The sequence below is a fragment of the Teichococcus wenyumeiae genome (assembly GCF_003696345.1).
GTDB lineage: Bacteria > Pseudomonadota > Alphaproteobacteria > Acetobacterales > Acetobacteraceae > Pseudoroseomonas > Pseudoroseomonas wenyumeiae.
Window position 1 is genome coordinate 64863 of sequence record NZ_RFLX01000020.1, and the last position, 6650, is coordinate 71512.

12 protein-coding genes and 1 tRNA gene are annotated in these 6650 nt (G+C 65.4%); 1 reads left to right on the forward strand and 12 read right to left on the reverse strand.

The window, feature by feature from the left end; genetic code table 11:
- Nucleotides 1-25 precede the first annotated feature (25 nt).
- Nucleotides 26-101: transfer RNA gene (locus tag EBE87_RS20645), tRNA-Lys, on the forward strand.
- 90 nt (nucleotides 102-191) lie between these two features.
- Here the strand turns inward: EBE87_RS20645 and EBE87_RS20650 are convergent.
- The 12 genes from EBE87_RS20650 to EBE87_RS29830 form a co-directional block, all read right to left on the reverse strand.
- Entirely contained in the window at nucleotides 192-1370 is a 1179-nt protein-coding gene (locus EBE87_RS20650) for a site-specific integrase (RefSeq protein ID WP_120638489.1), read from the reverse strand.
- On the reverse strand, nucleotides 1321-1743 hold the full coding sequence (locus tag EBE87_RS20655) for a helix-turn-helix transcriptional regulator (protein ID WP_120638490.1): 423 nt from the start codon (nucleotides 1741-1743) through the stop codon (nucleotides 1321-1323). Before EBE87_RS20655 ends, EBE87_RS20650 begins: the two co-directional genes overlap by 50 nt.
- Complete coding sequence (locus EBE87_RS20660; protein ID WP_120638491.1) at nucleotides 1730-1960, reverse strand: hypothetical protein; 231 nt, start codon at nucleotides 1958-1960, stop codon at nucleotides 1730-1732. Before EBE87_RS20660 ends, EBE87_RS20655 begins: the two co-directional genes overlap by 14 nt.
- Nucleotides 1960-2211: a hypothetical protein gene (locus EBE87_RS20665; RefSeq protein ID WP_120638492.1), complete on the reverse strand. Its 252-nt coding sequence runs from the start codon at nucleotides 2209-2211 to the stop codon at nucleotides 1960-1962. The genes EBE87_RS20660 and EBE87_RS20665 overlap by 1 nt, the downstream gene beginning before the upstream one ends.
- Complete coding sequence (locus tag EBE87_RS20670; RefSeq protein WP_120638493.1) at nucleotides 2208-2831, reverse strand: hypothetical protein; 624 nt, start codon at nucleotides 2829-2831, stop codon at nucleotides 2208-2210. Before EBE87_RS20670 ends, EBE87_RS20665 begins: the two co-directional genes overlap by 4 nt.
- The gene (locus EBE87_RS20675; RefSeq protein ID WP_120638494.1) at nucleotides 2828-3337 is read right to left on the reverse strand and encodes a hypothetical protein; all 510 of its coding nucleotides are present in this window, start codon (nucleotides 3335-3337) and stop codon (nucleotides 2828-2830) included. Before EBE87_RS20675 ends, EBE87_RS20670 begins: the two co-directional genes overlap by 4 nt.
- Nucleotides 3338-3501: 164 nt before the next feature.
- Nucleotides 3502-3753, reverse strand: coding sequence for a hypothetical protein (locus EBE87_RS28725; RefSeq protein WP_147465033.1), 252 nt, complete (start codon nucleotides 3751-3753; stop codon nucleotides 3502-3504).
- Nucleotides 3754-3898: 145 nt separating this feature from the next.
- Nucleotides 3899-4672, reverse strand: a complete 774-nt coding sequence (locus tag EBE87_RS20680; protein WP_120638495.1) for a hypothetical protein — start codon at nucleotides 4670-4672, stop codon at nucleotides 3899-3901.
- Entirely contained in the window at nucleotides 4669-4893 is a 225-nt protein-coding gene (locus EBE87_RS20685) for a hypothetical protein (protein WP_120638496.1), read from the reverse strand. The genes EBE87_RS20680 and EBE87_RS20685 overlap by 4 nt, the downstream gene beginning before the upstream one ends.
- Complete coding sequence (locus EBE87_RS20690; RefSeq protein WP_158600886.1) at nucleotides 4890-5735, reverse strand: Rha family transcriptional regulator; 846 nt, start codon at nucleotides 5733-5735, stop codon at nucleotides 4890-4892. Before EBE87_RS20690 ends, EBE87_RS20685 begins: the two co-directional genes overlap by 4 nt.
- Before the next feature lie 71 nt (nucleotides 5736-5806).
- On the reverse strand, nucleotides 5807-6433 hold the full coding sequence (locus EBE87_RS20695) for a helix-turn-helix domain-containing protein (RefSeq protein WP_120638498.1): 627 nt from the start codon (nucleotides 6431-6433) through the stop codon (nucleotides 5807-5809).
- 4 nt (nucleotides 6434-6437) lie between these two features.
- The coding region (locus EBE87_RS29830) for a hypothetical protein (RefSeq protein WP_233553218.1) at nucleotides 6438-6650 on the reverse strand (213 nt) is incomplete at its 5' end.

Genomic DNA, 6650 nt, shown 5'->3' on the forward strand with positions numbered 1-6650 from the left:
CAAACGCCCTGAAGGAAAAAGAGATGGGCGCTTAGCTCAGTTGGTAGAGCAGCTGACTCTTAATCAGTAGGTCCACGGTTCGAGCCCGTGAGCGCCCACCATCTCTTCCCTTTTTAATCAGTCGGTTACGAGACGCCCCGCGAAGGGGCGTTTTGCATTTCAGGACTGTTTGCAACACCCTGTTGCTTACGTCAGCGGCGTTTTTTCGCCAGCACGACAACCCGGTCACCTCCGTCCTCCCATTTCTCGATGCCGCCCAAAGCCACCTCGCCGCGGCGGGGCAGGTAGGTATCCAGGATCTTCTGCGCCTGGTCGATCGAGTGGCCCGACAGAGCCGCGATCTGAGGCGTGGTCGCCCCAGCGATGGCCAGTTGCACCATGCCTGTGCGACGCAGGTCGCGCCGCTGCAGGTCGGCCAGCATCTGCGCCCGGACGTGCTTCTTGGCCGCCTCACGCTCCTTTGGCCGGCTCCTGGGCGGCAGGCCGCCGCGTGCCACGATGGCGGCCCTTGCCAAGCGCCAGTTGGCCAGCCGCCGCACCCGATCCCAGGCACGGGCGAAGTTCCGATAGCTCCATGGCTTCCCGCGCGGGCTGCTGACCAGCAGCATGGTCCCACCGCTGTTCGGGGCCACCAGCTCGGCGGACAGCCTCTCATGACACGGCACGTCCACCAGGGCGCCGGTCTTGGCCTGCCGCAGCCTGATCCAGATCCGCCCATCCCGCTCAAAGACCATCGGCCGCGCCATGGTCAGCACGTCGCTCGGCCGCTGCACCGTATAGAGGAGCAGGGCGAAGGCGCGACGCAGTGCCGGATAGTCCCTGGCAGCCTCCATGAAGGCGTCGATCCGGTGCTGATCCCAGATCTGGTCTCGGGCCCGGGTCTCGTACAGCGAGGGCCGGTCGGCCGGGTTCTTCGTGAGCCCCGGCATCTCCAAATCATGGATGCCGAAGTTCATCAGGAGCCGCAGGGTCCGCAGCAGGGCGTTACCCTGCCAGGGTCGGTCCTGATACTGGGCATGCAGGGCGCGGACCACCTTCCGAGTGATGCCAGTCACCGGGATGGCCTCCCACATGCCCCGCATCAGCTCGATGTGCTTCCGGTAGTCGCGCTTGGTCTTCTCCGCCTTCCGGACGAACCGGGGGTCGGACAGATAGAAGGCGCACAGCTCTCCGAAGCTGCCGGAGGGCGGGCCGGCCTTCACCTCTTCGGCATCCATGGAGGCGGCACGCTCCAAGGCGGCCTCCTTGGTCCAGCCGTCCCGGCTCTTGCCAATCAGCAGACCGCTCTTGCGGTGATACCAGGTGAATTCGACCGTGCCGTCAGGCCGGCGTCGGCTGACGGTGTTTAGGCCGGTTGCGGGGCGGGGCATTCTGAAGACCTCGAAGGGCTGCGGCTTCGGCCGTCAGCTTAGGCTGGGTGTGGAGCGGCGGTGGCGGGCTCGCGTCGGCCGCCAGGGCTCGGATCGGAGCCGGGGCGCTGAAGGCGGGTTCCGGCTCGGGGGAAGGGGAGGGTAGGATGCCAGCCGCCTGGTCGGCATAGGTGTCCAGCACCTTCCGGTCCCAGGTCAGGCGTGCGCCCTTGCTGCCGCGGCGGCGGGCGGCCGGCCACATGCCGGATGCCACCTCATCGTCGAAGGTGTCGGCCGACACACCCAGGTAGGCGGCGGCCTCCTCCCGCGAGAGGTAGCGAGGCTCCATGCCCGCCGGCAGCAGGAAGCGACGGGTCGGCTCACGGGCTGGCATCTCTGCCCTCCAGGCGCTCACGATCCTGCCGCGCGCGCTCGGCAGCCATGATCGTCCTGCTGTGCCTGTAGAAGAGGCGGGCCCATCCGAGGCGGGCGGCGACCTTATCCAAGCACCACCAGGCACTGGCGGCGAACAGGGTCAGGCCGCCGACACACATCAGGCCGTACCCCATTCCAAGAGCGAGATAGTGGATGGCGACCTCGATCTGCAGCATCAACCGGGCCTCCTCTCGGCCGGCGGCATGGCGGGCTTCATCGCCGCCCCATCCAGCGCGCCCTGATAGGAGCCGGCGCGCACCGTCTCGACGAGATGCCGGATGTGCTTGCCCTTGGTCACGCCGCACTGGGTGAAGGCATCCACAATGGTCAGCCCGAAGTCGTGGACGCAGCGGCGGATGTCTTCCGGCATGGCGTCGATGCGCTCCATCCGCCGGACCCGCTTGGCTTGGTCGATCTGGTGCATCATCCCCTCCCGCTGCGGATGGCGGCGAGGGCCCTGCGCAGCCGGTCGAAGGCCGTGCGGTCCCGGTCATTCCAGCAGGACCTGCCAAAAATCCCCTCGTAAGCTGCCAAGGCGCCTTCTGAGGCTTCGCGCAGTTCGCCCGTGGGGTCCTTCGGCCCCGGATCGGAGGTCAGAAGGCCGGCGCGTTCGGCGGCGAGGAAGACTTCCAGCACTGCGCACGTCGGCTCTTGATTGCATCGGGTCTCCCAGATGTTGGGGAACTCAGTCCTCAGCTTCTCCAGCGCAGCCTTGAGATCGGCCAGGGCGGAGGTGGTGCTCTGGGTGATCCCCTCTGAGGCCAAATCGGGGTCTACGGCGTTGATATCGCTGGCAGAAAGGGTGATCCCCTCGCCATTTCCGCCGTTTTCAAATCCTATGTAATCCTGGGAATTTCCCAGGTTTACACCCGCCAGCAGCCCCAGATCCTCCCCGGCCCGGAAGAGCTTGATGATCGGGAACTGCTCCTGCGGCCAGCCATGGCTCTCGTGGCGCTGAGCCCAGAGCCACGAGTAGGCTTCGCGCAGATCCTGGAGAGCTTCCTCCAGGGCAACGAGGTCAATAGATGTCACGGAGTTCTCGCTCATGCCGGCACCTCCGCCCGCAGTTCGCCAGCCCAGGAAAGGGCGCTGGTACCAATGCTCCGCCGCTTCCTCTCCAGCCGCTTGAGGGGCGGCCTAGCAAGGCGGCGCCACGTTTCCTCGAAGCGGTCGCCATCCATCGAGCCCGCAGCGGCAACCACCCTGGCCATGGTGTTGATGCCAGGCCATTCGACTTCCACCAGTTCCCAGGCGGCTTCCCACAGCTTCGTTAGAACCTCGGCAGGCTCGCCCGGCGTATGGCGCATCAGGAAACGCAGGCGGAGCGCGACATCGTCGATGTCGCCGCCCTCCAGCGATGGCGCGTCCAGCCCCAGGATCTCCTTTATGCCGGCGCGCCGAGCCAGATAGCCGTCCAGCCCATTCTGGCGGGCGTGGCGCATCTCTGCGATGGGTCCAGCCAGTGTTTCGATGATGTCGAAGCGCACGGCGCGAAGCAGCGGGGCCGCGGGCGGAAGAAGATCGGCGTACTGGATCGGCACGCGCGCATTCATCTGCACACGCCCTATCCAGTCTTGCTCTGGCAGCACTGACACCGATCGGACAACCGGCCATCCGAGCCCCAACATGTCGTTGAGCACCAGACGAGCAATGGCATGGCCGCACTCATGAGCTGCCACGGCGCGGACTGAGGGGCGGCGGGTCTTGCTGATCGCGTTCATGCCGCCCTCCGCGCTCGGGTATGGACCGCAGCCGGCCTCGCGTCACGCGCCATCGTCAGCGGCTGCAGGCTGGCCTCATCAGGCTCTGCCTCGCCGTCGTGGTCCGGCTCCATATCCGGATCGCCATCCATGGCGTCGAGCCGGGCAATCAGGCGCTCGATCATCTCCTCGATAGCTCTGCGGCTTCCAGGAAGAAGGGCTGCCGCAGCGGCGGCAGGCAGGGCTTGCCGCTTCTTCTCTGCGTTCACGGCCGGTGCTCCTGGCTAGAGTGATGCGGCGGGCCCGGGCGGCGAGGGGGTGGTGGAGAGGGAGAGGCCGGCGGTGCAGACGCCTCCAACATCTTGTCCTCGATCTCTGCCAGGACGCGGGCGAGGACAGAGCTGATGTGCTCCATCACGGTAACTCTCGCGGATCGAGGAGACCCTGGACCGCGAGGAGGTCGCCGAGGTCACGCAGCAGCATCGCAAGCAGGCGCCGGGACTCGTACTCTCCCGGATCGGAGGCGCGCTTCGCTGGCGCCAACTCTTCATCATAGAGCATCAGGGAGCGGTAGCGGGCCGCGATACCGGCCCAGGACTGCGCCTGCTTCTTTGACATGCGGTTCAGCACGGAGCCTTGGCGACGCTGAACGGCCTTGATCTGGCTCTCACGCACCTTGTCGCCCTCGGGACCCGACTCACCTCCCATCAGGTCAAGGAACCGCCTCTCGAGCGCGTCAAACCGGGCGTGATCAGCAAGGAGGTCGGCATCGTCTGACTCGGCCGCAGCATCGTACGCGGCATCTTGAGCCTTCGAGCGGTCCCACACGGCACCCGCGGCAGCTCGCAGCAATCGCGCCTGGTCCTTCAGGGACGCCGCGATGAAGGTGAGTGCTGGCGAGCGGTCGTTGGCGCCGAAGAAGGTCTGCAAGTAGCCGATGGCCGATGCTGCACCGTCCAGCCGGTCCGCGCTGTCTCTCGAGATCAAAAGCAATGCCCGGTCTTCGGAGACTACGTTCCAGATCTCAGGAGTGTCGTGACCCGCAGGACGGGCCGCTCGGACAATCTCCAGGTTGGTGAGCCGATCGGGGGAGCCCGCCGGCAGTACACTGCCTGGCGACGCGGCCCTGGTGGCGACCGGCGGCGGCGCGGTGAAAGCCTTGGCCTTCAGCTGAGTGCGCGTGCTCATGCGAGACGCTCCATGCGGCGTGTGAAGAGGGCGGCCACGCGCGTCAGCCGGACCGCCAGGCTGGGCTGCGGGGCGGGAAGGGTGGAGACACGGCGCTGGGCCGCAGCGGCAAGGGACTGCCAGTACTGCGCCTCCAGCCGGTCACCGCGATCTGCGGCTTCGATCGCGCGGGTCAGACAGCGCGAGACCGCCGCGCGGGCAGAGAAGGGAGCGGAGATCACGAAGCGTCTCCTTCGATGAGGGGGAGGATGGAGGCAGCCCACTTGAGCTGCCGAACGGGGGTGCCATTCCCATGGTGCTTGCCCGTATCGAGCCAGACGGCATGCGGTTCACCCGCGGCGGTTGGCTGCCAGTACTGCTGGCCCTTGGCGGCGCGGTGGCTGGTTTGCAGCCCACGCTGGGCGAGGAGCTTGTTGACCACGACAGCAGACTTGCCGCCGAGGCGCGCGCCCAGGTCGGAGGGTGTCAGCGCCGCCTCCTGCTGGGGAGCGACGAGGTGCCTGATGGCCAGGGCTTCCAACGGGTCCACGCCGGTGACGGCCTTGGTGGCCCGGCCGGCAGACAAGGACGCCTGGTTACGGTCGAGACCAGCCAGACGGGCAATGCCGTGGTAGGCGCGGAAGGTGGCCGCGACCTCCTTGACGGGAGGGACACGAGACGGAGCGGGGGCAACGCTGCCCGCCCGAAGCTGAGCCTCCATCGCGTTGAAGCGCTTGATGAAGGCTTCCTTGAACGCGCCGGCGGTCGCTCCGGTGAAGCCCATGGCCAGGAAGGTGAAGCCATCCCGCGTCATGGAGACATGGGACAGGCTCTCGCCTGTTAAGTCATTGATCTTGAACGGCTGAAAATTGCGCCGGCGGAAGTCGTCGCTGACGTGCAGGTTCTGGATCGCCTGCAGGACGTTCTTGTGTGCCTTGCTGAAGAAGTCAGCGACGTCACGGCTGTCGGCTCGCGCCTGACCGTCCACGATGGTGACGATCGGCGCGAGGAAGGAATTCTCCTGCGGTGCGAGCAGCCGTGGGGCCGCGACCAGCAGGTCGGGAGAGTTGGAATTGGAACGCACGATGGGGTGCCTCCGTGGGGTACGGAGGCCACAATTAACGGATTAACCGGTGACGTCAACCGAAAAACCGGTTAATCCGGTTTATCTGACCGGTCGATGCCGGTTTCGTCCATGTCGTCGTCTTCGTTGATAACCATGTCGCCCGTCGCGTCAGGGAACCTGGCGAAGGTCCGCTGGGCCGTGCGTAGCAGGGAAACGACCGCAGCAATCACCTCATCTGTCGGCTGGCCACCACTCATCATCATCGCCATTCGCCACGCAATCCTAGACATCGAGATGACCGCCGCCATCGAAATCCTGGTGTGAGGCATCTCCTCGGTAAGCATCGAGTGAACCTTCTCGGCGGTGCGGACGAATGCGCCATCGTATTTCTCCCCGTCTTGATAGACTGAGAGTTCATCGCCTTCGGCCATCTTGCTGCGATGTTCGAGGTCACGCTCGATGCTCTCTCGGCTAACACTCGTGGCCTTGGTCAGGAAATCGCGGTCTACCTGCAAAACTTCTGCTATCCGCTCGATCACGCGGAAGCCGGGTTCTGACCGACCCACCTCGTAATCAGCGATGGCCGACTGCGAAAGTCCTGCGGCTTTAGCCAGCGCCATTTGGGATAGTCCGGCGCGTTTCCGCGCCGCCACAAGGCGGTTTGCCCAAGATGGGCGGTCGGCGAAATGGACTTTGGTAGGGCGGCCACGGGTCATGGCACTAAATACCGCATTTGACGGTTGACGAATAACGGATATTACCGGTAGAAGATTTACCGGAATGACCGGTAAAAGCTCTCCCGTTAACCGGATTGTGGCCCTCTTCGGGGGGCAGTCCGCTATGGCTAAGTGTGTTGATTTTCGCTGAGACCTGACCCGGCGTTTTCATCGAGAAATGACCCGGCCAGGAATATGTCCTGCGGGCTGTGGCCGC